20 protein-coding genes, 1 tRNA gene and 2 pseudogenes are annotated in these 22,278 nt (G+C 69.9%); 5 read left to right on the top strand and 18 right to left on the bottom strand.

The window, feature by feature from the left end:
- Nucleotides 1–288: 288 nt before the first annotated feature.
- Nucleotides 289–498: pseudogene (locus tag ABT186_RS48005) on the bottom strand (IS5/IS1182 family transposase); the annotation flags it as partial.
- Between ABT186_RS48005 and ABT186_RS23020 the strand changes: the two are divergent.
- Complete coding sequence (locus tag ABT186_RS23020; RefSeq protein WP_502973291.1) at nt 477–1,082, top strand: MmyB family transcriptional regulator; 606 nt, start codon at nt 477–479, stop codon at nt 1,080–1,082. The pseudogene ABT186_RS48005 and the gene ABT186_RS23020 sit on opposite strands and share 22 nt — an antisense overlap.
- 51 nt (nt 1,083–1,133) lie before the next feature.
- Here the strand turns inward: ABT186_RS23020 and ABT186_RS23015 are convergent.
- The 7 genes from ABT186_RS23015 to ABT186_RS22985 all read right to left on the bottom strand — a co-directional run bounded on the left by ABT186_RS23015 (nt 1,134) and on the right by ABT186_RS22985 (nt 5,527).
- Nucleotides 1,134–1,206, bottom strand: a tRNA-Ala gene (locus ABT186_RS23015).
- A gap of 105 nt (nt 1,207–1,311) precedes the next feature.
- Nucleotides 1,312–1,980 carry a histidine phosphatase family protein gene (locus ABT186_RS23010; RefSeq protein WP_351227579.1) on the bottom strand — a complete coding sequence of 223 codons (669 nt, stop codon included), beginning with the start codon at nt 1,978–1,980 and terminating at the stop codon, nt 1,312–1,314.
- Nucleotides 1,977–2,423 (bottom strand): ribosome silencing factor, encoded by a 447-nt coding sequence (gene rsfS, locus ABT186_RS23005; protein ID WP_351227577.1) that lies wholly within the window; start codon nt 2,421–2,423, stop codon nt 1,977–1,979. The genes ABT186_RS23010 and rsfS overlap by 4 nt, the downstream gene beginning before the upstream one ends.
- Nucleotides 2,424–2,533: 110 nt before the next feature.
- Nucleotides 2,534–4,285 (bottom strand): LCP family glycopolymer transferase, encoded by a 1,752-nt coding sequence (locus ABT186_RS23000; protein ID WP_351227575.1) that lies wholly within the window; start codon nt 4,283–4,285, stop codon nt 2,534–2,536.
- A gap of 16 nt (nt 4,286–4,301) precedes the next feature.
- A complete protein-coding gene (gene nadD / locus ABT186_RS22995; RefSeq protein WP_351227573.1) occupies nt 4,302–4,964 on the bottom strand; it encodes a nicotinate-nucleotide adenylyltransferase in 663 nt (220 codons plus the stop codon).
- An 82-nt stretch (nt 4,965–5,046) separates the two neighbouring features.
- A complete protein-coding gene (locus tag ABT186_RS22990; protein ID WP_351227571.1) occupies nt 5,047–5,202 on the bottom strand; it encodes a hypothetical protein in 156 nt (51 codons plus the stop codon).
- A gap of 166 nt (nt 5,203–5,368) precedes the next feature.
- Complete coding sequence (locus ABT186_RS22985; protein WP_351227569.1) at nt 5,369–5,527, bottom strand: hypothetical protein; 159 nt, start codon at nt 5,525–5,527, stop codon at nt 5,369–5,371.
- A gap of 160 nt (nt 5,528–5,687) precedes the next feature.
- On the opposite strand from ABT186_RS22985, the gene ABT186_RS22980 reads away from it, so the two are divergent.
- Nucleotides 5,688–6,797, top strand: a complete 1,110-nt coding sequence (locus tag ABT186_RS22980) for a M48 family metallopeptidase (RefSeq protein ID WP_351926530.1) — start codon at nt 5,688–5,690, stop codon at nt 6,795–6,797.
- A gap of 261 nt (nt 6,798–7,058) precedes the next feature.
- On the opposite strand, the gene ABT186_RS22975 is transcribed toward ABT186_RS22980, so the two are convergent.
- From ABT186_RS22975 to rplU, 10 genes are all read right to left on the bottom strand, one after another.
- Nucleotides 7,059–8,126 (bottom strand): SCO2583 family membrane protein, encoded by a 1,068-nt coding sequence (locus tag ABT186_RS22975; protein ID WP_351227565.1) that lies wholly within the window; start codon nt 8,124–8,126, stop codon nt 7,059–7,061.
- 156 nt (nt 8,127–8,282) lie between these two features.
- Nucleotides 8,283–8,897, bottom strand: a complete 615-nt coding sequence (locus tag ABT186_RS22970; RefSeq protein WP_502973290.1) for an SCO2584 family spore wall biosynthesis protein — start codon at nt 8,895–8,897, stop codon at nt 8,283–8,285.
- 160 nt (nt 8,898–9,057) lie between these two features.
- Nucleotides 9,058–10,344, bottom strand: a complete 1,287-nt coding sequence (locus ABT186_RS22965; protein ID WP_351926528.1) for a glutamate-5-semialdehyde dehydrogenase — start codon at nt 10,342–10,344, stop codon at nt 9,058–9,060.
- A gap of 93 nt (nt 10,345–10,437) precedes the next feature.
- Nucleotides 10,438–10,926 (bottom strand): DUF8830 family protein, encoded by a 489-nt coding sequence (locus ABT186_RS22960; protein WP_351227559.1) that lies wholly within the window; start codon nt 10,924–10,926, stop codon nt 10,438–10,440.
- A gap of 128 nt (nt 10,927–11,054) precedes the next feature.
- A complete protein-coding gene (proB, locus tag ABT186_RS22955; protein ID WP_351227557.1) occupies nt 11,055–12,182 on the bottom strand; it encodes a glutamate 5-kinase in 1,128 nt (375 codons plus the stop codon).
- A gap of 318 nt (nt 12,183–12,500) precedes the next feature.
- Nucleotides 12,501–14,591, bottom strand: a complete 2,091-nt coding sequence (locus tag ABT186_RS22950) for a hypothetical protein (protein ID WP_351926526.1) — start codon at nt 14,589–14,591, stop codon at nt 12,501–12,503.
- Between the two features lie 213 nt (nt 14,592–14,804).
- Nucleotides 14,805–16,304 carry an SDR family NAD(P)-dependent oxidoreductase gene (locus ABT186_RS22945; protein WP_351926524.1) on the bottom strand — a complete coding sequence of 500 codons (1,500 nt, stop codon included), beginning with the start codon at nt 16,302–16,304 and terminating at the stop codon, nt 14,805–14,807.
- A 401-nt stretch (nt 16,305–16,705) separates the two neighbouring features.
- Nucleotides 16,706–18,142: a GTPase ObgE gene (gene obgE / locus ABT186_RS22940; protein WP_351227551.1), complete on the bottom strand. Its 1,437-nt coding sequence runs from the start codon at nt 18,140–18,142 to the stop codon at nt 16,706–16,708.
- Nucleotides 18,143–18,269: 127 nt separating this feature from the next.
- Nucleotides 18,270–18,524, bottom strand: a complete 255-nt coding sequence (rpmA, locus tag ABT186_RS22935; RefSeq protein WP_023550764.1) for a 50S ribosomal protein L27 — start codon at nt 18,522–18,524, stop codon at nt 18,270–18,272.
- 14 nt (nt 18,525–18,538) lie between these two features.
- The gene (gene rplU, locus ABT186_RS22930; protein ID WP_009188585.1) at nt 18,539–18,859 is read right to left on the bottom strand and encodes a 50S ribosomal protein L21; all 321 of its coding nucleotides are present in this window, start codon (nt 18,857–18,859) and stop codon (nt 18,539–18,541) included.
- Nucleotides 18,860–19,394: 535 nt separating this feature from the next.
- Here rplU and ABT186_RS22925 point away from each other — a divergent pair.
- The 3 genes and pseudogenes from ABT186_RS22925 to ABT186_RS22915 form a co-directional block, all read left to right on the top strand.
- On the top strand, nt 19,395–19,553 hold the full coding sequence (locus ABT186_RS22925) for a hypothetical protein (RefSeq protein WP_351227549.1): 159 nt from the start codon (nt 19,395–19,397) through the stop codon (nt 19,551–19,553).
- 94 nt (nt 19,554–19,647) lie between these two features.
- Nucleotides 19,648–21,360 carry a hypothetical protein gene (locus ABT186_RS22920; RefSeq protein WP_351926522.1) on the top strand — a complete coding sequence of 571 codons (1,713 nt, stop codon included), beginning with the start codon at nt 19,648–19,650 and terminating at the stop codon, nt 21,358–21,360.
- Between the two features lie 12 nt (nt 21,361–21,372).
- Nucleotides 21,373–21,807: pseudogene (locus tag ABT186_RS22915) on the top strand (sugar nucleotide-binding protein); the annotation flags it as partial.
- Nucleotides 21,808–22,278: the final 471 nt, after the last annotated feature.

Below are 22,278 nucleotides of genomic sequence, written 5' to 3'. Positions count from 1 at the left end.
TTGGGCGAGATCACGTCGGACAGCGACGCCGAAGCTGTCTCAGGCGCTGCTGAGCCCCCTTCCAGTCGAGAGGAGGCTCAGTAGTCGCCCGATCGCTCCCGCGAGGCCGAGAACGGGCTCAGACCCACTCCACCTCAGAGTGGATGTCCGAGGTGCTTCCGGGACCCGGCAGAGGCGTCCGAGACCCACGCTCCGCAGCCGGCCGCCCCCGAGGGTTCGACGCACCCAGAGCGGCCAACGCAACGGCCACCTCATCCTCGTTCGCCCCCGCCAAGGCCTCGATTGTCCGCGCGTCGTTCCCAGCGCCCCCGCAACCGGCGGAAGCCGTGCAGCCAGGCAAAGGTTACGGTTGCCGCCGGTCAAGATCACAGCGAGCGGGGTGCCGTGTCCGTCGATGATCAAGTGATGCTTGGAGCCTGCTCGGGCCCGGTCGACCGGCGACGGGCCCGTCGCGAGCCCCCTTTCAGCGCCCTGACGTGGGGGGGAGTCGACCACGCAACCCCGAGGTCCAGGCCGTCATCGACGCCCTCGACCCGCATCCGGCGGCGGTCTACAACTCGCGGTACGACATCCTCGCCACCAACCCGGGCTACCGCGACCTGTTCGTGGTGCCGGAGACGATCAGGATCGGCGTACCGAACGTGCTGTGGACGCTGTTCATCCTGTCCGATGAGGCCTGCCCCGTGGTCCACCGGGAGCGTGAGCTGGCGATGATGATGGCGACGCTGCGGTCCTCGTACGGCAGACACGTGGGCGAACCCGCCTGGGAGGACTTCATACGCAGGCTGTCGAAGGCCAGTGGGCGGTTCGCCGAGCTGTGGGCGAGCGGTGAGGTGATTCCGCCGGGGCCGCGGGTGAAGACGTTCCGCCACCAGGCGGTGGGGGAGCTGAGGATGACCTCGCTGTCGCTGTCGATCGACGGAATGCCGGAATGCCGGATCGTGGTGTACACCCCGGAGGGCGAGGAGGCACAGGAGAAGGTCGCTCTGCTCAGAGAACGAAGGCAGCGACTGTGGCCGCCGTCGGACGAGGCGGCCGCGGAGATCATCCGCATGTGGAGCACAGAAAATCCCGCCCTCTGACGGGACGGGATTCTGATCACCGATCTTTGACAACTCAAGAGTGTCGATCTGTGGAGCTAAGGAGAATTGAACTCCTGACCTCCTGCATGCCATGCAGGCGCTCTACCAACTGAGCTATAGCCCCTTGTGTTCTTCGTGTTCTTCCCGCTCAGCGGGGCGAACAAGAAGAACTCTAGCCTGCGACCTGCCAGAAAGTGAAATCCGGGTCCCGGCGGCTGGTGAGGAGGTGTCAGTCGTCGTCACCGAGGACCGGTTCGGGCAGGGTGCCTGCGTTGTGCTCCAGGAGGCGCCAGCCGCGGATGCCCTCGCCGAGGACGGACCAGCAGCAGTTGGACAGACCGCCGAGGCTCTCCCAGTGGCGGGCCTCCAGACCGAGCAGACGGCCGATGGTGGTGCGGATCGTGCCGCCGTGGCTGACCACCACGAGGGTGCCGTTCTCGGGGAGTTTGTCGGCATGCCGCAGCACCACGGGGGCGGCGCGGTCGGCAACCTCGGTCTCCAGTTCGCCGCCGCCGCGGCGGACGGGCTCACCGCGCTTCCAGGCGGCGTACTCCGCGCCGTACCGGGCGATGATCTCCTCGTGGGTCAGGCCCTGCCAGACGCCCGCGTACGTCTCGCGCAGGCCCTCGTCGTGGGTGACCTCCAGGCCCGTGAGAGCGGCCAGCTCGGCGGCCGTGGCGGCGGCGCGCCTGAGGTCGGAGGCGACGATGACGTCCGGCTTCAGGGAGGCGAGAAGCCGGGCGGAGCGGCGGGCCTGGCCGACGCCGGTCTCGGTCAGCTCGACATCCGTGGAGCCCTGGAAGCGGCGCTCCACGTTCCATGACGTCTGACCGTGGCGCCACAGGATGAGGCGGCGGCCACGGCTCTTCTCCCCGGTGTCGGCGCCTGTGACCGTCACCGCAGCTCCCCGCCCAGCTCGGCGGCCTCCTCGGCGGCCTGCAGCCTGGCGTGCTCCGCGGCCTTGCCACGGGTGGCCTTGGCGTCCGCGGGCAGCTCCAGCTCGGGGCAGTCCTTCCACAGCCGCTCCAGGGCGTAGAAGACACGCTCCTCGCTGTGCTGAACGTGCACCACGATGTCGACGTAGTCGAGCAGCACCCAGCGGGCCTCGCGGTCGCCCTCCCGGCGCACCGGCTTGGCGCCGAGCTCCTTGTTCAGCCGCTCCTCGATCTCGTCGACGATCGCCTTGACCTGACGGTCGTTGGGCGCGGAGGCGAGCAGGAAGGCGTCCGTGATCGACAGCACGTCGCTGACGTCGTAGGCGATGATGTCGTGCGCGAGCTTGTCGGCAGCCGCCTGCGCGGCGGTGTTGATGAGCTCGAGAGAGCGGTCCGTGGCGGTCACTACAGGGCTTTCCGTCGGCGGTCAGTAATACCCCAAGGGTCTCACGGACCGCCGACGGCACCCCATGTGATTAACGGATCACCCCACAGCGCCCGGGGGTGTGACCCGCGTCACGAGGACGTCTTGAAGTTCTGGCCGAGGACGACCGAGACATTGGCATTCGACGTGCCCTTGCCCTTCTTGACGGAGCTGGTGGGCAGGCCGAGGGTCTTGGCGACCTCGATCGCGTTCTCCTTGTCGCCGTCGTCGGCGTATGTGATCTGGGACACGGTCTGGGCTGTGCCGGTGCCGGCGTCGACGAAGGTGTAGCCGCCGTTGACGAGGACGACGCGGGCCTGCTCGGTGGCGGCCTTGGTGCCGGTGGCGTTCGTGATGCCGACCCGGACGGCGCCGCCGGCCTGGGGGCTCTTCACGGCGCCGCCGAGGAGGGTCTTGACCACGGAGTCGGTGGCCTGCTGACTGATGGCGCCATCGGGCTGGACAGGCAGCAGTTCGGTCTTGTAGTCGCCCCCCTTGGCGTGGTCGGCAAGCTTGGCGAGGAAGGCGCCGAGGTCCTTGTCGGTCAGAGACGGGTCGAGGATCTGGGCGAGCGTCTGCACGGTGATCGTCGCGGCCTGCTGGTCCGAGGACAACTTGCGCAGCACGCCCTGCATGACCTGGCCGAACCGCTCCAGCTGGGCGTCCTGCGACTCGCCGGAGGCGCGGTAGGTGGCGTACGCGACGGCCATCTTGCCGCTGAGGGTCTGGTCCTGGCCCTTGTGGACCAGGGGCGCGTCGCCCTTCTTCTTGGCGTCCGGGTCGGGGACGTCGGTGTTGGTGGTGACCTCGATGTTGCCGACGAGCTCGACCAGGTTGTTGAGGTACGGGGTGTCGAGGCGCCAGGTGCCCTCGATCTTGGTGCCCAGGACGGAGTCGATGGCGTCGCTGGTGCCGGAGGAGCCGTCGTCGGCGACCGACTTGGCGAGGGTGGTCGTGGTGCCGTCGTCGGAGGTCAGGGCAAGCGAGTTGGGCAGCAGGACAGTGGCGCCCTGCTTGGTGGTGGTGTTGTTGACGAGCAGCGCGGTCGAGGTGCCGCCGCCCTTGGTGTTGTGCAGATGGACGACGATCACGTCGCGGTTCTGGGCGGTCGCGGCCGTCGTCGTACCGGACTTGCTGCCGCCGGAGGAGATTCCGGGGAGCTTGCCCGCGTACCAGAGGTAGCCGACGCCGCCGACAGCCACCAGGGCGAGGACCACGAAAAGGGCGACGATCCGGCTGCGGGCGCGGCGCCTGGCCTCCTCGCGGCGCTCGGTGCGGTTCTCGCTGAACTTCAGCCAGTCGATGACGTCTTCGGAGTCGCCGTCGGGTTCCTCGGCGAAGGCGAACTGCTCGGTGCCGCGGTCGCCGTCGCCGCGCGGCGCCTGCCCGGCGGAGGTCTCCGCCCGCCCGGCCGCCTCGTCGTCGGCGAGACCGGCCGCCCCGCCCCTGCGCCCCGGACCACTGCCGGGCGGTCCCGCCTGCTGCGGGATGTAGGCGGTTTGTTCGGCAACACGCGGCTGCTGGCCGCTGGTTGCGGTCTGGCCGTAGGGGTCGTAACCGCCGCCGGCGGTGCCGTACGGGGCGTAGGGGTCGTACGAGGTGTTCTCGGAGGGTGCCGGCTGCTGCCTGCCGGTGCCGTAAGGCGGCAAGGGCTGCTGTGGGCCGGTCGCGTACGGGTCGTAGCCGTAGCCCTGGGGCTGCTGGTGCTGCTGTGTGCCGTACGGGTCGTAGCCCTGCGGGGTCTGCTGCGCGGGCACCTGCCGGTACACAGGCTGCCCGAACTCGTCATAGCCGACGAGTTCGTACTGGTCGCCCCCCGCGTATCCGTCGTATCGGTCGTTCACCGGTGCCCCTCTCGGCTCACTCGCCGCGGTACAGCTGCCGTTTGTCGATGTAGCGCACCACGCCGTCCGGCACCAGATACCAGACGGGTTCGCCCTGGGCGACTCTCGCACGGCAGTCTGTGGACGAGATGGCGAGCGCAGGAACTTCGACCAGCGACACGCCGCCCGCGGGAAGGCCCGGGTCGGCCAGCGTGTGACCGGGGCGGGTGACGCCGATGAAGTGTGCGAGGGAAAACAGTTCGTCCGTGTAGCGCCAGGTCAGGATCTGGCCCAGCGCGTCGGCACCCGTGATGAAGAAGAGGTCGGTGTCGGGATTGAGGGCCTTCAGGTCCCGCAGGGTGTCCGTGGTGTAGGTGGGGCCGCCGCGGTCGATGTCGATGCGGCTGACCGAGAACTGGGGGTTCTCGGCGGTCGCGATGACCGTCATCAGATAGCGGTCCTCGGCCGGGCTGACCTTGCGGTCGGTCTTCTGCCACGGCTGGCCGGTAGGCACGAACACCACCTCGTCGAGGTGGAACTGTGCGGCGACCTCGCTGGCCGCGACGAGGTGCCCGTGGTGGATCGGGTCGAATGTCCCACCCATGACGCCGAGGCGTCGTTTGCCCGGGTTCGACGGCCCGCTCCCGGGGCCGGGACCCGTTTCCTTCGCCGGACCGGTGGGCATGCGCTGCTCTCCCATGCGTGCAGACACTACCGGCCCGGCCCGCGGGCACCGGCCGACAGGCTCCCGCGGGCGTCCGGGACCGGGCACCGTGCCGGACTCAGCGGTCGCGGTTGAAGCGGGTGGTGATCCACAGCAACAGAAGGAGAATGACGAGGGCGCCTCCGCCCGTCATGTAGGGGCTGATGCTCGCGTGGCGTTCGCCTTCGCCCTCGGCGAGGGTGGCCAACTGGGCAGCGGTGCTGTGGAAGCTCATATTCGGCTGAACCTATCCGGTGTGGGCGGGATAAAGACGTCGGCACATCGTAAGCGGGCGCCTGCGCACCGATCACGCCGACTCCGCCGTTGGAGAGGGCGGTTGCCCGGGACGGTACGGCGCGGGACCGAGCCGCCGGACGGCGCCGGTGGCCGCCGGGTGCGTGTCACTGATCCTTGCGCTTGTACCCCCGCAACAGGAACCACGCGGTCAGGGCGCAGCCGAGGGCCATCACGATCAGCACGACGCGGAGCAGGTTGCCAGGTCCCTGCCGGTCGGCGGCCGTCGCGGCCTCGGTGAGCCAGGCGGCGGGAATGTGCTCCATGGGATCGCTCCTTACGGTGTGCTGCCCTGTCACCGTATCTCCGCCTAGGCTGGACTCCGCTTCGGGGGCACATCGGGCCGTCGCGCACCACGCGGCCATCCGCCGCGCGGTCGCCCGATGATCAATCGCACAGTGAGCCATCAGACACATGGGGGAACACATGTCCGAAGACGGCCATGAGCAGAACGGGCACGAGAACGTGCCGAGCAGGCAGCGCAGGCGGTTCCCGGGGATCTCCTCGCGCACATACGAACACCCGGCGGACCGATCGGCCCTCGTGGCCCTGCGCAAGCTCAGCGGCTTCGACACGGTCTTCAAGGCGCTCAGCGGTCTGCTGCCGGAGCGCAGCCTTCGGCTGCTGTTCCTGTCCGACTCGGTACGGGTCTCGGAGGCGCAGTTCTCGCACCTCAACGACATGCTGCGGGACGCCTGTTACATCCTGGACCTGGAGAAGGTCCCGCCGATGTACGTCACCCAGGACCCGCAGCCGAACGCGATGTGCATCGGCCTCGACGAGCCGATCATCGTCGTGACGACGGGGCTCGTGGAGCTGCTGGACGAGGAGGAGATGCGGGCGGTCGTCGGACACGAGGTCGGGCACGCGCTGTCCGGCCACGCGGTCTACCGGACCATCCTGCTGTTTCTGACCAACCTCGCGCTTCGGGTCGCCTGGATCCCGCTGGGCAACCTCGCGATCATGGCGATCGTGACGGCGCTGCGGGAGTGGTTCCGCAAGTCGGAGCTGTCCGCCGACCGGGCCGGGCTGCTGGTGGGCCAGGACCTCCAGGCTTCCATGCGCGGGCTGATGAAGATCGCCGGCGGCAACCACCTGCACGAGATGAACGTGGACGCGTTCCTGGAGCAGGCCGAGGAGTACGACGCCGAGGGCGACCTGCGCGACTCCGTGCTCAAGATCCTCAACGTGCTGCCGCGCACCCACCCCTTCGCCGTGGTCCGCGCGGCCGAGCTGAAGAAGTGGGCCGCCACCCGTGACTACCAGCGGATCATGGACGGTCACTATCCGCGGCGCAGCGAGGACAAGGACACCTCGGTGTCGGACTCCTTCCGGGAGTCGGCGTCCAGTTACGCGAGCGATGTGAAGCAGTCCAAGGACCCGCTGATGAAGCTGGTGAGCGACCTCGCGGGAGGTGCAGGCGACCTCGGCGGCCGGGTACGCCGCGGCTTCGCCGGCTTCACGAGCAGCGCCCCCGACGACGCGCCGCCGCGCGAGGGCGACCCGGAGGACGGGCGCCCCGACGACAGCGTCTGAGGGGGACACCCCGGGCCGGCCACGGCCGACCCCGACGGGAAGGCCGGGGGCCCCGCCCCGGCCCCGGCCTGCATCGGCTGCGGGCCCTCCGGATGGCCGGGGAGGGTCCGCAGGGTCCCCTCCTCAGGGCCCGTGGCTCCGTAAGGTCCGTAGGTCCCCCTCGAGGCCCGTGGCTCCGTAAGGTCCGTAGGTTCCCCCTCGGGGCCCGTGGCTCCGTAAGGTCCGTAGGTTCCCCCTCGGGGCCCGTGGCTCCGTGGGTTCTCACATCTTCGGCTGGGCGCTCGTGGACAGGGAGCCGCACAGGGCCGTGGCGCTGCCCGTCGCGTACGGGTCGGTGGCCGCGGGGCCGCCTGCCTTGGCCGTCTGGCCCGCGAGCAGGGGGCGGAGGTGGTTAGCGGAGTCCTCGGCGCAGGCGAGCGGGCCGGCCTGGAGGTAGGAGGCGACCAGCTCGGCCTGGTGCAGGCGCAGGTCGTCACGGTTGAAGTGGAAGGTCACCTCGCGCCGCACGGTGAACAGCGAGGCCTTCGCCTTCGCGTCGGAGCCGGTCGGCTTGAGCGCGTACACCAGGGTGTGGTCGGCGGTGACCTCCAGCGTGTCGGAGTTGGTCTCCGCGGCCTGGAGGGTGCCCTGGACGCGGATGCTGCGGTCCGCCAGCTGGGCGCGGGACGGGTCGAAGCGGACCAGCCAGCCGGTGGGCGCGTGCCGCCCGTCCGCGGCCGGATGGTCGAAGCTCTGGTCGAACTGGTCGAGCTGCTGCGGGTCGAGCAGGATCCGTACCGGACGTACGGCGCCGCCGGTCAGGACGGCCGGGTCGAGCGAGGACTCGACGAGATAGTCCTTCGCGGTGGTCAGGGCGGCGACGACCTCGCTGTCGGAGAAGTGCGCGGTGCGCCGGGCGGCCGGCAGCGTGATGCCCTCGGCGCCGACGCGGAACTGGGTGGCGGGGCTGTGCGCGTACAGGGCCTCGGGGTCCGTGGAACCGGGTACGGCGGACTGCGGGGCCAGGGGTATGACCGTCATCCGCAGCGGTTCGACGGTCTGCACCTTGGGCGCCTGGTACGGATGACGGACGCCCATGTAGACCGCGGTGCCGAAGGCGAGCGCGATCAGCAGGACGAGGATCAGCGCCTGCCGGGGCAGTCCGCGCTGCAGCGCCGGGCGGCGGCGTACGGCCGGGGCGTGGTCGGCCATCCGCTCCTGCGCGGAGTACTCCTGGAGGCGGGCAGCCCTGACGAACGACTCGTCGAAAACGACGGATCGGTACTCGTCCTCGCCACCACCGGGAGCACCCTCGGGTGTCCCCTCAGGTGGGTCTCCAGGCCCGCCCATACCTTCAGAGTAGGTCTCCCGGAGCCCGGGTAAACGCCCTGGTACACGACAACTTCTGACAGGTTCTCACCAGGTTTTCGAACGGATGTCGAACCCGGGGGCGGGGCGGGTCGGCAGATCGCCTCCGAGATTGTGGAACGCCTGATTCACGGTCGCTCAGGGCGTCCGCGGTGTCGCCGAGAACGCCGGGGGCGAGTACACCGCGGAGGCCGAGGGACCAGTGCCCGCGCTCGCCTCCTGCCCCTGCTCCACACCGGACGTGGCGGGCGGCGGCACCGGGTCCTGGCGCCCCGAGGACGAGCCCCGGTACACCGCTGTGAAAGCAAGCGCGACCATTCCTATGCCCATCACAAGGGCGAGCACCCAGGCCACCGGGCGATGCCAGCGGACCCCCTTGCCGTAGACACGGCCGTACGGGCCCGGCGCGCCGTAGCGGCCCTCCAGGACTTCCGGGTCGTCCAGATCATCCAGCTCGCGGCCACGGCCGAATTCACCGCCCTCGTCGGGCCCGAATCCGTCCTCATAGAGCTCGTCGTCACCGCGCGCGCCTCTGGCGTGCGCCCGGCGCGCCTCGGCCTCCTGGGCCTCCGCGCGGGCCTGGGCGGCGGCGAGGAGTCTCTCCACGGCCGTCGGCTCGTGGACCACGGCGGCCCGTACGAAGGCCTCGTCGAAGACCACGGAGGCGAACTCTTCGTCCATACCTCCGCGGTCGCGGTCGTCGTCGGGCTCCCGGCCGTCACCAAACGGCGTGCCCCCCACGTCCTCCGGCACGGATCCAGAGTAGACCTGGGGGGTCAATTTGGGCAGACGGTAAGGAAATTCATCCGCCTGGCGAGACGGTTCACAGGTGGTTGCCAGGGACAACGGGTGGTTGCCAGGGACAACGGGTGGCTGCCAGGGGCAATGGACTCCTGCGGTACCGAGCGCCTGCTCAGCGCCGTACGTGCCCGTCCCCGGTCACGATGTACTTCGTGCTCGTCAGCTCCGGCAGCCCCATCGGCCCCCTGGCGTGCAGCTTCTGCGTGGAGATGCCGATCTCCGCGCCGAAGCCGAACTGGCCGCCGTCGGTGAAGCGCGTCGACGCGTTCACGGCGACCGTCGTCGAGTCGACCAGTTGGGTGAAACGACGGGCCGCCTGCTGCGAGGTGGTGACGATCGCCTCGGTGTGCCCGGAGCTCCACAGCCGGATGTGCTGCACGGCCTTGTCCAGGGAGTCCACGACCGCGGCGGCGATGTCGTACGACAGGTACTCGGTGTCCCAGTCCTCGGGCGTGGCCTCCACCACCGTCGCCCGGGAATCCTTGGCATAGGCCAGCACGCGTTCGTCGGCGTGCACGGTGACCCCGGCGTCCGCGAGGGCGTCCAGGGCGCGCGGCAGGAACTCGGGGGCGATGTCCTGGTGGACCAGCAGCGTCTCGGCGGCGTTGCACACGCTCACCCGCTGGGCCTTGGAGTTGATCAGGATGTCGATCGCCATGTCGATGTCGGCCTGGGCGTCGACGTAGACGTGGCAGTTGCCCGTGCCGGTCTCGATCACGGGGACCGTGGACTCCTCGACGACCGTACGGATCAGGGAGGCGCCGCCGCGCGGGATGAGCACGTCGACCAGGCCGCGGGCGCGCATCAGCTCGCGCACGGACTCACGGCCCTCGCCGGGCACGAGCTGGATGGCGTCGGCGGGCAGCCCGGCACCGCCCACGGCGTCGCGCAGCACCCGTACGAGGGCGGTGTTCGACTCGTACGCGGAGGACGAGCCGCGCAGCAGCACCGCGTTCCCGGACTTCAGGCACAGGGTGGCGGCGTCAACCGTCACGTTCGGCCGGGCCTCGTAGATGATCCCGACGACGCCGAGCGGGACGCGGACCTGGCGCAGGTCGATGCCGTTGGGGAGGGTGGAGCCGCGGACGACCTCGCCGACCGGGTCGGGCAGGGCGGCGACGTCCCGTACGTCGGAGGCGATGGCCCGGATCCGCTCGGGCGTGAGCGTGAGCCGGTCGATGATCGCCTCGCTGGTGCCGGCCTCGCGGGCCTTGGCGATGTCCTTGGCGTTGGCCTCGACGATCTCGCTCGTACGGACCTCCAGCGCGTCCGCGACGGCGAGCAGCGCGTCGTCCTTCTCGGCGCGCGGCAGCGGCGCGAGATCGGCGGCGGCGGCCTGGGCGCGGTAGGCGGCCCGGGCGACCGGGGACATGGAGTCGTACGGCGAGAGCGTGGTCATGAAGGCAGGGTAATGCGCCGGAGGGACCCGTCCAGCGTTCATCCCACACCCCGAGACAAGCTCGGAAGGGGCCCCAAGAAGCCTCAGGAGGTCTCAAAAGGGATGGACACCCACGGGGGTCGCGGGCGGCGGTCCGTACCCCTCGGCGACGCGCTGGTGGTAGGTCTCGCGGTCGATGACCTCCAAGCCGACGATCTCCCAGGGCGGGAGCCCCGCGGTCTGGCGGTGCTCGCCCCACAGACGCAGCGCGACCGCAGCGGCGTCGTGCAGGTCGCGGGCCTCCTCCCAGTAACGGATCTCCGCGTGGTCGCCCGCGTACCGGCTGGTGAGCAGGAAGGGGTGGTCGTGGGCGAGCTGTTCCAGGGCGCGCCGCACCTCGTTCAGCGGGGCCTCGTCGCCGGAGACGCTGAGCGTGACGTGCCACAGGCGGGGAAGGTCGCCGGGCCCCTCGTAGGCGTCCCCGGCGGCGACGCTGGTCAACGCGCGCTCCTCACCGGCCGCACGGGAGGTACCGCCGCCACGAGAGCCACGGGAGGTGCCACCACCACGGGACGTCGCCGCCCCAGGGCGCACTCGTCTCACGACGGCCTCCTTACGTGCTCGTGCGGAATGGGTCCCTGAGACAAAGTTGAGCAGGCCGCAGGGCTTCGTGGGGCGGTTTTGCGGAACGTCCCCACCGGACAAGCGCACGGAGCGGGCCTTTCCGCCCGTTACGGGTGCAGGATGACCAGGTCGTCCCGGTGGACGACCTCGCGCTCGTACGCGGGACCGAGTTCGCGCGCCAGTTCCCTGGTCGAGCGGCCGATCAACCGGGGGATCTCCTTGGCGTCGAAGTTGACGAGGCCGCGCGCCACCGCCCGTCCCTCGCTGTCACGCAGTTCCACGGGGTCGCCCGCGGTGAAGTCTCCCTCGACCGCCGCGATACCGGCGGGCAGCAGCGACTTGCGGCGTTCGACGACCGCGCGCACGGCGCCGTCGTCGAGCGTGAGCGCACCCTGCGGGGCGGAGGCGTGCTGCAGCCACAGCAGCCGGTCGGCGGAGCGCTTGCCGGTGGGGTGGAAGTACGTGCCGGTGTCCCGGCCCGCCAGGGCGTCGGCGGCGTGGACGGCGGAGGTGAGCACCACGGGGATGCCGGCCGCGGCCGCGATACCGGCCGCCTCGACCTTGGTGGCCATGCCGCCGGTTCCCACGCCGGCCTTGCCGGCGCTGCCGATCTCCACGTGCGCCAGGTCTTCCGGGCCCCGCACCTCCGCTATCCGCGAGGTGCCGGGCCTGCTCGGGTCCCCGTCGTACACGCCGTCCACGTCCGACAGCAGGACCAGCAGGTCGGCCCGTACGAGATGGGCGACCAGGGCGGCGAGGCGGTCGTTGTCACCGAAACGGATCTCGTCCGTGGCAACCGTGTCGTTCTCGTTGACGACGGGCAACGCGCCCATCGCGAGGAGCTTGTCGAGGGTGCGGGAGGCGTTGCGGTGGTGGGCGCGGCGGCTCATGTCGTCACTGGTCAGCAGGATCTGGCCGACGCGGACGCCGTAGCGGGCGAAGGAGGCGGTGTAGCGGGCCACCAGCAGGCCCTGTCCGACGCTTGCGGCGGCCTGCTGCCGGGCCAGGTCCCGGGGGCGGCGGCGCAGGCCGAGGGGGGCGAGACCTGCGGCGATGGCGCCGGAGGAGACCAGGACGATCTCCTTCTCCCCGCCGCTGCGGTGTTTGGCGAGGACGTCCACGAGGGCGTCGACACGGTCGGCGTCGAGCCCGCCCGCGGCCGTGGTCAGCGAGGAGGAACCCACCTTGACGACGATCCTGTGGGCCTGTTCCACGGCCTGTCTTGCGCCTGCCACCTGCTGTGCTTCCCCTCGCGCATCGATCCGGCTCCCGCCCGGCAATCTACGCGAACGGACGAGTGCGCCGCGCAACGGTCCAGTACCCGGACGGGCAGCCGGGCACGCCGTCAGGCCGCCCGTCGCACCTTCAGCACCCGCCGCGCCGCCGTCCGCAGCCGCTTGAAGTGGACGGCCGTCAACGGCTTGAAGGCCTCGACCGTGCCCGTCCCGCGGACCGTCGGCACGAACGAGTCGGCCGGGAGGCCCGCCGCCGCGTCGCGGAAGTACGGGTGGGCGAGGCAGGCCTTGCCCGTGCGCGGTCGTCGTACGGGCAGGTCAGCCCTTGACCACGCCGTTCGCCTCGTCGACCGGCTTCGTGCGCCGGCCCGGCACCCGGCTCGCCGGCTCGGCCTCCCGCACACCGGTCTTCTGGCCGCGGTTACGGATCTCGGCCTTCTGCGCCAGGTTGCGCACCGCGGTGTTGAACTGGTCGATCGAGGTCGGCTCGTCCGGGCCCAGCAGGTAGCGCTTCAGCTCCTCACGGGCGGCGCCCAGCGGGTCGGCCTCGGGGTCGTGGACGGCGGCCAGCAGTTCGCCCAGCTCGCGCGCGGAGTTGGACAGGATCACGGCGGCGCGCACCGCGGTGTTCTGCCGCTTGAACTCCTCGACACCCAGCTCCGCGGAGTCGGTGACGGCGTACGGCTTGCCGCTCGCGATGAAGTCCGAGACCACGCTGGAGATGTCGGAGACCATCGCGTCGGAGACGTTGAAGCAGTCGTACAGGCGCGGCTCGGCGCCCGTGATGACGCGGTGCTCCCGGACGCCGAGGGAGCGCCAGTACGCGTCGTTCCACTCGGCGCGCAGCCGGGCGGCCTCCTCGTGCTCGGCCAGGTCGGCCAGGCCGTCGCGGGTCGCCTCGGCCTCGTCGCGTTTCTCTACGCCGCCGCCGCTCAGCTCGGCGAGCCGGGCTTCGATACGGGCCAGCTCGCTCTTGGCCTCGGCCTGGGCGGCGGCGTCGGCCTGGAAGCGGGGGTCGGCTCCGCGCTCGGCGGCCGCTTTCTGGATCAGCGCGGTGATCCGCCGGTGGGCGGCGGCCGCCTTGGTGCTGCGGGTGCCGGTGAAGGGGTGCGGCTTGTAGAGGACGCGGACCGGCGGATCGGCCTTGACCAGCGCACGAACGATGTTTTCGCCTGCCAGCAGGATCGAGGTGTTGCCGGGGCTGTCGTCCCAGCCCTCCCAGGTGGGGGCGTACAGAATCGTGGGGCAGTGTCCGTCGGCGGCTGTGCCGCGGGGACCCTCGGGCACGCCCTGCCAGGGCTGGATGGGCGCGAGCTGCGGGCGGCCGACCTCGACGATGTCCTCGTCACGGACGCCGACGTCGGCGATGGCGTAGCGGTCGCGGCCGGCGCGCCCCGCGGTCCACACCTCGTCGTACACCTTGCTGAACGGGTTGACGCTGGCGAGCTTGTCGCTGTCGCCGTGGCCTATGAAGACGTGCTTCATGGTGGGCACGCGCAGCATGTGGATGTTCTTGCCGACGTTCGCCGCATACAGCGCGACGCGCACCGAGGACAAATCCATGTTCATCAGGTGCACCCCTCCGGGCACGCAGATGACGGGGACCGTGGTGGGCGCCAGGTTCTGCAGGATGACGCGCTCGCGCAGGAGGATCAGCGGCCGGCTCTCCAACTGCTCCATCGTCTCCAGCCACATGTTGACCTGGTACGCCGAGTCCTTGGAGCCGGAGAAGTAGAGCACCGTCTCGGGGCGGTACTCACGCAGCCAGCCGTCGACGGCGGCGAGTACGGTCACAGCCTTCGGCGGGGTCCTCCTGCCGCGGACGTACGGGGCGAGCGCGGCCACGTAGACGAAGGCCAGGAGCAGGGTGGCGGAGAGGCCCGCGAAGCCGTGGACGGAGTCGCTGGTGGCCGCCGTGACCAGCAGGCCGGCGACCGCCAGGAGGTCGAGGTGGAGCACCTTCTCGGCGGCGCGGTTCAGCAGTCCCTGCGGCGGGGCGTCCGGGATCCGGATCCGCGAGCCGAGGTCCACGTTGCGGGTGGCGACCGGCATCCTGCGCCCGTTGCTTATCAAGGTGACCAGGGCACCGTGCGGGACCTGGAGGCCGTAGAAGCCGAGGAAGCAGGCGATCGCCGCGTAGAAGACCAGGTCGCTGTCGAGGGTGACCCGGGCCAGGAGCAGGACCAGCAGCAGCTGTCGGATCAGGAACCGGATGGAGAGACCGGCCCGCACCTTGCTGAGGCGGCTGATCAGATAACTGCCGCGCCGGTGCAGATAGTGGTCCGCGAGGTACGTCACTGCGGCCGCGGCCGCGAAGGCACCGACGCTCGGGAGGAGCGCGGCCAGCATCAGCGCGGGATAGCCAAGCATCATGAAGGCCGCCGCGGCCAACTCGGAAGCACTGCCCACCCGGGCAACGCGTAGAGCGGTGGATATCACGGTGGAATCTGCTCCTGGAGGAGAGTGCCGATGACGGAACAGAGTAAAGGTCGGGTAAGTACCTGGAAAGACGCCGAGAAGTCGCTGTGAACGATCTGAAGTCTTACGGATTCAGGCCCCTGCGTCCGCGCATTCATTGCGCAATCACAGAGGCCTGAAAACCCGAAATCAATTGACCGACGATTACGCCACGTCGTCCTGTCGGTCCAGGACGCCGGCCAGGGCCGCCTCGAAGCCGCCCACCCGGCCCGCACCCGCCGTCGGGTCCTGCCGGCGTACGTCGATGACATGACCGGTGAGTTCGGAGACGAGGACATCGAGCGAGGTACGCGCCACGGCCACTGAGGAGAGCAGCGTGCCCTCGGGCTCCCGGCCGAAGGCCTTGGTGCGCATCGGGGTGGCGGTGCGCTCCGGGTTGATGCAGTTGACGCGGATGCCGTCGGCGGCCCACTCGTCGGACAGGGCCTGGGTGAGGTTCACCATGGCGGCCTTCGTCGAGGAGTAGAGGCTGTACTCGGCGCGGCCGCGGGTGTAGCTGCTGGAGGTGTAGAGCAGCAGCTGGCCCTTGGTCTCGGCGAGGTACTTGCAGGAGGAGCGCGCGATCTGCACCGGGGCCAGGTAGTTGACCTTCAGCGCTTCCTCGATGGTCGCGTTGTCGCTCTCGGCGAGCTTGCCGATGCGCAGCACGCCGGCGGTGTTGACGACGTAGTCGATGCGCCCGGTCTCGGCATACGCCGTGGACAGCGCGTCGTCGACCTCGTCCGGGTTCTCGACGTGCGTGCCGGTGGTGGAGCGGCCCAGCGCGTACACCGTGGCGCCGTAGGACTCGGCGAGTTCGGCGATGTCCTTGCCGATGCCGTAGGAACCGCCGAAGACGACGACGGTCCTGCCGCCCAGCAGGTCGCGGTAGGCCTCCTCGCCGATCTGTTCCGGTGCGGCGGTGGAGGCGAGCTGGAACAGCTTGTCGGCGATGAACACGTCGACGGGCTGCGTGACCTTCATGTTGTACTCGTCACCTGCGACGACGTGGATCGGCACGTCCGGCAGGTACTTGAGCACGACGGAACAGTCGTCGGTGGCCTGGAAGTTGGGGTCACCCGCGGCGATCTCGTAGGCGCGGCGGATCGTGGACAGCCTGAAGGCCTGCGGGGTCTGGCCGCGGCGCAGCCGGGAGCGGTCCGGGATCTCGGTGATGAACTCGCCGTCCCCACCGTGCGTGCGGGTCACGATGACGGTGTCGGCGGACGGGATGGCGACGTCCACGGCCTGGTAGCGCTCCAGGGCCGCGACACAGTCGTCGATGACGCGGCGCGACAGCAGGGGGCGTACGGCGTCGTGGAACAGGATGTTGCGGTCCTCCCCCGCGGCCAGGCCCTCGCCGAGCAGCGCGATGGCGCGTTCGGTGGTCTCGTTGCGCGTGGAGCCGCCCTCGATGATGTGGGTCACCTTGCTGAAGCCCGCCCTGGCGACGATCTTCTCGACGTCCGGCACAAAGCCGGGCGCCATCAGCACGATGACGTCGTCGATGGAGTCGGCGCTCTCGAAGGTGGTCAGCGTGTGCTCGATCACCGCCTTGCCCGCGATCTTCAGCAACTGCTTCGGAATCGACAGACCCACGCGCTGACCGGTGCCACCGGCCAGGATCACTGCGGTGGTACGGGGCTTGGCTATGCGCTCAGACACAGGTGACCTACCTCGGGGCTTCAGGGAACCCCGGAATGCTTGCACCCAAGGTAAGCGGAGTGCAAGGCGAACGCCCTGTGCTGTTTATGTGAGCGCAACCCTCTATTTATCTTGCACCTTCACCGAATACCGAGGAGCACGGTCGAACTGTCCGAATTTGCCGTGAGTAGCTCCACAGGATTCTCGTGCATTTTCAACAGGTTTCTCGCGCATTCTCATAGGAAATTCATCGGTATTGCATTCCGGTCACGGCGGGCCGGACGCGGGGGTGCTCGCCGACAGCGCAGCCGCTTGAGCGCTCGGTGACCGAGAACCCGGACGAGTTCCTTGGGAGGGGTCTGGTGCACGGAACGTCCGTCTCGGCCGGCGTGAGGGACCGGGCAACCAGACCCCGTCGTCCGTCAGAACGGCTCGAAGCCGTCGAACTCCTGCTGCGCCTCGTCCCGTTCCGCCTGCCGGTCCCGGCGTCGCTGGGCGGCAGGCCGCACGCCCTCGAGGCGGTGGTCCTCACCCCGTCGGCCCAGCATCTCCGCGCCCGCCATCACCGTCGGCTCCCAGTCGAAGACGACCGCGTTGTCCTCGGGCCCGATGGCGACACCGTCGCCGGACCGGGCGCCCGCCTTCATCAACTCCTCCTCGACACCGAGGCGGTTGAGCCGGTCGGCGAGGTAGCCGACGGCCTCGTCGTTGTTGAAGTCGGTCTGCCGCACCCACCGCTCCGGCTTCTCGCCGCGCACGCGGTAGAGGCCGTCCTCCTCGCGTACGACGGTGAAGCCTGCGTCGTCGACGGCCTTCGGCCGGATGACGATCCGGGTCGCCTCCTCCTTGGGCTTGGCGGCCCGTGCCTTCGCGACCAGGTCGGCGAGGGCGTAGGACAGCTCCTTGAGCCCGAGGTGGGCCACGGCGGACACCTCGAAGACTCGGTATCCGCGGGCCTCCAGGTCCGGGCGCACCATCTCGGCCAGGTCCTTGCCGTCCGGTACGTCGATCTTGTTGAGGACGACGATCCGCGGACGGTCGCCGAGGCCGCCGTACTGCTTCAGCTCCTCCTCAATGACGTCGAGGTCGGAGACGGGGTCGCGGTCGGACTCCAGCGTGGCCGTGTCCAGCACATGCACCAGCACGCTGCACCGCTCGACGTGCCGCAGGAACTCCAGGCCAAGCCCCTTGCCCTGGCTGGCGCCGGGGATGAGTCCCGGCACGTCCGCGATGGTGTACACGGTCTCGCCCGCGGTGACCACGCCCAGGTTCGGGACCAGGGTGGTGAACGGATAGTCGGCGATCTTCGGCTTGGCGGCCGACAGCACGGAGATGAGCGAGGACTTGCCCGCACTGGGGTAGCCGACGAGGGCCACGTCCGCGACCGTCTTCAGCTCCAGCACGATGTCCTGGAGGTCACCGGGCTCGCCGAGCAGGGCGAAGCCGGGCGCCTTGCGGCGGGCGGAGGCCAGCGCCGCGTTGCCGAGGCCGCCGCGACCGCCCTGGGCGGCGATGTACGACGTCCCGTGCCCGACCAGGTCCGCCAGCACGTTGCCCGCCTTGTCGAGCACGACCGTGCCGTCCGGCACCGTCAGGACCAGGTCCTGGCCGTCCTTGCCGGAACGGAAGCCGCCCTCACCGGGCTTGCCGTTGGTGGCCTTGCGGTGCGGGGAATGGTGGTAGTCGAGCAGCGTGGTGACCGACTGGTCGACGGTGAGGATCACATCGCCGCCACGGCCGCCGTTGCCGCCGTCGGGGCCGCCGAGCGGCTTGAACTTCTCCCGGTGCACGGAGGCACAGCCGTGGCCTCCGTTACCCGCGGCGACATGCAGATCGACGCGGTCCACGAAGGTGGTCATGGTGCAGTGCCTCCAGAAACATAGTGGTGCTGGTTACGACGAACAGACAAACAAGCGAAAGGCGGACCCGCCTTCCCGCCCGGGAAGTGAGGTCCGCCTCGCGAAAGGTTCGAACGGATCGCTCGGGTCAGGCGACCGGAACGATGTTCACGACCTTGCGGCCACGGTGGGTACCGAACTCCACCGCACCGGCCTGCAGCGCGAACAGCGTGTCGTCGCCGCCGCGGCCGACGCCCGCGCCCGGGTGGAAGTGGGTGCCGCGCTGGCGGACCAGGATCTCACCCGCGTTCACGACCTGACCGCCGAAGCGCTTCACGCCGAGCCGCTGGGCGTTGGAGTCGCGACCGTTCCGGGTGGACGATGCGCCCTTCTTGTGTGCCATCTCTCCTCAGTCCCTTACTTCGCAGCCGTGGGGATCGACGTGACCTTGATCGCCGTGTACTGCTGGCGGTGGCCCTGACGACGGCGGTAGCCGGTCTTGTTCTTGTAGCGCAGAATGTCGATCTTCTGGCCCTTGTGGTGGTCCACGACCTCGGCCTGGACCTTGATGCCGGCCAGCACCCACGGGTCGCTGGTCACGGCGTCGCCGTCGACAACGAGCAGGGTCGAGAGCTCGACCGTGTCGCCAACCTTGGCAGTGGAAATCTTGTCAACCTCAACGATGTCGCCGACAGCAACCTTGTGCTGGCGACCACCGCTGCGCACGATGGCGTACACGCGGATCTCACTCTCTCGCTCGGGAACGGCACCCCCGCAGTCCAGCCGCCCGGCACTGCGCACGGCCTCTCCCGAGGCGCCCGGCGCTCGGGAGGAAGAGGTTTACGGGGATGTGGCACGTCAGTCGACATGCCGACGGTCAAGGTTACGGGGCCCGGCTTGAGGGGTCAAACCGGGCTCTGTGCGGACCGCTCGGGACTCAGCCGTCACGCTCCGCCGTCACCCGGGGTTCGTCCCTGCGTGCGCGGTCGAAAGGCCCCCGGCGCATGGCACGGTGCGCCTCTGTCCGCGAGGGCGCATTTCCTGAAATCTGCCAGCCATGACAGGACCCAGATAATTGATGATCTCATTACCCGGGTCGCCCAGGCTGGGAAGCTCTTCCAAAAAGGCAAGAACGGATCGCCAGTCCACAGCATCCGATTCGGCCTCTTCCAAGGTTCCAGACAACTCCCCGGCGAATTCCGCCAATACAGCGGCGACGAACGCTCGGCCAACAACCAAGTTCAGCCCGGTCTCCGGAGCCGACCGCACCACAGTGGCCATCGACCCGGTCAACAGCCGCCTGGCCGTACGCTGCCGACTCAACGGCACATTCATGTTCAGCCTCTACGGCCGGGAACCCGAGGGCCTCGCCATTCCGATCCCGGACACCAGCAATATGGCCGCCTGCCGGCTGGTCACAGGATTCTCCTAGGAAAACTCGGCCACCGATACCGATAAGATGGCGAGCTTCTACTGCAAGAGCAGCCTCATCCGATCACGATCCGCCTGCCCGAGGTACACCCCACATGAACAAGACGGCAGGCGCCACTGCCACCGATGCCGCGCCGGTCCGCCTGGATCCGCCATCGCCGACTGTCCCAGCGCCGCTGCACCGCGCGATCACGCTGCTCGCCGTCATCAGCCTGTTCATCGGCATGCGCAGCGACTGGTCCACGGCGATCGCGATCCGGCCGGCGGTCGGCGGGCTGATCACGCTCGGGTACGCCGGGATCCTGATCCTGGGCATCCTTGCCCTCGCCGTGCGCAACCGTCGCGCTCTGGTGCTGGTCGACGCGGGGGTGCTGCTCCTCGGCATGATGCTGGCCCTGTGCTCGTACGTCCTCGGCAGCGCGATGAACGACGAGACGGTGCTGATGACCCAGGCCACGCACGAGCTGGTGCACGGGCATGCGGTGTACGGGCACGAGTGGCCGTGGGTGTTCCAGCGCAGCCACGTCGGTGTGACGAAGACGATGTCGGGCGGCGCCGACTACGCCTTTGCGTATCCGCCGCTGGCGGTACTGCTGAACGCCCCCGTGTATGCGCTGATCGGCGCCAAGGCGATCACGTTCGTCCCGACGGTGCTGCTGATGGTCGGCGCCGCGGTGCTGTGGGCGCTGCTGCCGACGCCGTGGCGGTCGGCCGCGACGGCGGTCACCCTGGGCTTCCCCATGCTCAAGGCGTACGCGGCCATGGGCTACCCGGCGATACCGGCGCTCGTGCTGCTCATTCCGGTGGTGATCCGCTGGCCCTCGATCGGCGCCGGGGGGCGGCTCAGCCGCTCGGACATCGTCCGCGCCGGGTTCCTCGGGGCCGCGTGCGCGACGCAACAACTGCCGTGGTTCCTGACGCCGTTCCTGCTGGTCGGTGTGTACGCGCTGCGGCGCGGCGAGCTGTCGGCGCGGGCCGCGCTCGGCGTGGTCGCACGCTTCACCGGGATCGCGGTGGTCGTGGCGCTGGCCGCCAACGCCTACTTCATCATGCAGAGCCCCCGGGCCTGGGTCTCCGGCCTGCTCCTGCCGTTCACCCAGCACGGAGTGCTGCACGGCCAGGGCATCATGGGCCTGTCGTACTACTTCTCCAACGGCAGCAGTCGGCTGGACTTCTACTCGTACGGCAGCATGCTGCTGGCCGCCGGGCTGCTCGTGCTGTTCGGGCTGTTCGTACGGCGGCTGGGCCCGGCCGCCGTCGTACTGCCGTGGTGCGCGTTCTACCTGGCCACGCGGTCGCAGGACGGCTACTACCTGATGATGACCCCGCTGTGGATCGCGGCCGCCGCCACCGCCCCCGGGTCCGCCTTCGCGTCGGCCTGGCAGCCCCGGCTGCCGCTGGGCCGAGGGCGAGCGGTCAGCGCGGCGGTGATGGTGGCCGTGCTGGCTCCGGCCGCCGTCTGCGTGGCGATCGCCGCCGCGAGCGGGCCTCCGATCCGGCTGGCGGTCAGTGACGTACAGGGCAACAGCAGCGGGATCAGCGGGCTCACCGTGCAGGCGACGAACACCGGTGACACCGCACTGGCCCCGAACTTCGCGTCCAGCACCGGCGGGGGCGCGTCGGCGTACTGGACCGTCCGCAGCGGCCCGTCCGTGCTGGGCCCGCACCAGTCGGCGCGTTACGTCCTCGTGCCCGGCAACGGACGCTTCCCCCTCCCGAACCGGGAGCGCCTGCGGGTACGACTGAGGGTCTTCACTGACCGGCCGCAAACGCTGAGCAGCACGGACATCCACGTACCGAAGCGATAGCGGCCCTCCGTCACGGCGTGGCTGTACGGCGCGGGTGGCGGCAATTTTCGTCCGTACGATGATCAAGCTGGAGGGCGTCAAGGACAACCTCGACGTGGTCGACGACCAGCGCGGCCGGCCCACGTGGACCGTCGACCTCGCCGACCGGCTGGTCCGCCTCGGGCGCTCCGCGGTGGCCGGTGCCGCGTCGGCCGGGATCCACCACGGCGCCAGCGGCGGCGAGACCACCTGGTTCTGCCTCACCCGGGAGATCTTCCGGCTGCTCGGCGCGGACCCCGAGCGGGTCCGCCCGACCAACCAGCGCCGCCTGCGTTCGCCCGGCCCCCCGACCGGCCCCGGCGTCCTCGGCCACGACCGCTGACGGCCATCGGGATCGAGCCGATCCGCGACTGGCGCGAGGCCCTTCATGAAGCGTTCCCGGCTCTGCCGGAGGCCGAGCGGCCGTAATCCGGGCAACCAAGTCCCCCTGAAACGAGCGGGGTTGGCCGAATCTGCTGCTGGTTCGGCCAACCCCGCTCGTTGTCGCCGGCCGGTCAGCGACTCCATCTGCCGGCACAGCCCTGCAAACGCGGAGCGCGACCGGCGCAGGTTGCGCGTCCTGACCGATGTGGGCCAGAAGTCCGTGCGCAAGAGCGTCTCCGGCGCCACCGCGGGGTTCTCGACCGGCGCACAGACACCGGCCTCGGCGAGCCGCAGGCCGACCTCCTCGTGCAGGACCGTGGGGCAGGCGACGACGGCGTAAGTCGGTGCCCAGTCCGATGAGTTTCTCGACGGTGGACAGCACGGGCGCGCCTGGGGCGGCGCCGTGCTTGTCGCCCATCGGGTGCACATGCGCCGGCCTTCGACGGCCGGCGCAGGCAGAAGCGGGGGGGGGCCGGGGGGGGGGGGGCCGGGGGCCGGTGGGACGGCGCCCCCCGG

It is taken from the genome of Streptomyces sp. NPDC001634, assembly GCF_040298185.1.
GTDB lineage: Bacteria > Actinomycetota > Actinomycetes > Streptomycetales > Streptomycetaceae > Streptomyces.
This window is presented reverse-complemented; position numbering and strand designations above follow the sequence as displayed.

Excerpts from the sequence above, each read along its gene's own strand:
- nadD (WP_351227573.1), bottom strand. The coding sequence starts at position 4,964 with ATGGGAGAGCAGCGCATGCCCACCGGTCCGGCGAAGGAAACGGGTCCC.
- ABT186_RS22990 (WP_351227571.1), bottom strand. The coding sequence starts at position 5,202 with ATGAGCTTCCACAGCACCGCTGCCCAGTTGGCCACCCTCGCCGAGGGC.
- ABT186_RS22985 (WP_351227569.1), bottom strand. The coding sequence starts at position 5,527 with ATGGAGCACATTCCCGCCGCCTGGCTCACCGAGGCCGCGACGGCCGCC.
- ABT186_RS22980 (WP_351926530.1), top strand. The coding sequence starts at position 5,688 with ATGTCCGAAGACGGCCATGAGCAGAACGGGCACGAGAACGTGCCGAGC.
- ABT186_RS22975 (WP_351227565.1), bottom strand. The coding sequence starts at position 8,126 with ATGGGCGGGCCTGGAGACCCACCTGAGGGGACACCCGAGGGTGCTCCC.
- ABT186_RS22965 (WP_351926528.1), bottom strand. The coding sequence starts at position 10,344 with ATGACCACGCTCTCGCCGTACGACTCCATGTCCCCGGTCGCCCGGGCC.
- obgE (WP_351227551.1), bottom strand. The coding sequence starts at position 18,142 with ATGACCACCTTCGTGGACCGCGTCGATCTGCATGTCGCCGCGGGTAAC.
- rpmA (WP_023550764.1), bottom strand. The coding sequence starts at position 18,524 with ATGGCACACAAGAAGGGCGCATCGTCCACCCGGAACGGTCGCGACTCC.
- ABT186_RS22920 (WP_351926522.1), top strand. The coding sequence starts at position 19,648 with ATGAACAAGACGGCAGGCGCCACTGCCACCGATGCCGCGCCGGTCCGC.